The 885-nt window shown below is 46.9% G+C and carries 1 protein-coding gene; it reads right to left on the bottom strand.

Translation table 11 applies throughout. The features are described 5' to 3' along the window. Window positions 1-239: 239 nt before the first annotated feature. Window positions 240-885: FlgT C-terminal domain-containing protein (locus R7040_RS25355; RefSeq protein ID WP_318097405.1), on the bottom strand; the 646-nt coding region annotated here is incomplete at its 5' end.

Genomic DNA, 885 nt, shown 5'->3' with positions numbered 1-885 from the left:
TTCGAACCTACGACCTGTCCCTTAGGAGGGGACTGCGCTATCCAGCTGTGCCATGAGGGCGTAATACCAATCACAGTAACTATTGGGTTATTGCTACAGGTTAAACAAATTCACAGCCATGCTGCTGATTTCTTTAACCCTAGTGCTAACTTGTTAGCTACTTAGACAGGCATAATCAAATAAGATGCGTTGTCTATGATATTCAAAAGTAAGCATATCTCAAGGCTTAATGTGACCTTTTATAAGATCTTGTTCATTACATCGCCAATTTGAACGCTGGACGCCAAATTCGGCTGATCAATCGTCAATTCTGCTTCTTGTTCATAGATGCGGGAGACCGTCAAAGTGATCTCGCTTTGCGACACTTTATTACGTGGTAAACCCTTTTGATCGATGAATGATGCCGTGTGCCACAGTTGCAGTTTGTCACCTTCTTTTACGCCGTGCATGCGGCCCAGATCCATCGTGACGGTGTTGCCAAAAACGGCCACCACTTCCGGTAGGGTAATCTTGCAAGACAGTTCGGACTCGAGGTCTAACATGATGTTGCGGCTGACGCGTAGCATCATTTCGCCATAGGTCGATGCCCAGAAACGTGCGCTGCGAGTGTCCACTTGGCTGGTTTTGGCGAATGGCCAACGCGCGACTTCGCGGTAGGCTTTGTTGAAGACTTCATGGCCTGTCTTGCCATCGAAGACTTTCATCTCTAAAGCAAACTGACGGTTAATGATGTCGTCTTTTAAGAGTTGAGATTCAATCGTTGCCGTTAAGTCAGTAATCACGCCGCCAATAATGTATTGTGCGCCGTTGTCCTGCGCAATCATTTGAGTGCGAGCTGGATAATTGCGGCTGATTGAGTAGTCTGTCGTGCCAACAGAAACGAAG

It is taken from the genome of Vibrio sp. 1069 (assembly GCF_033340555.1).
Note: the sequence above shows the minus strand (reverse complement) of the source record. Positions and strands in the feature narration are given on the sequence as shown.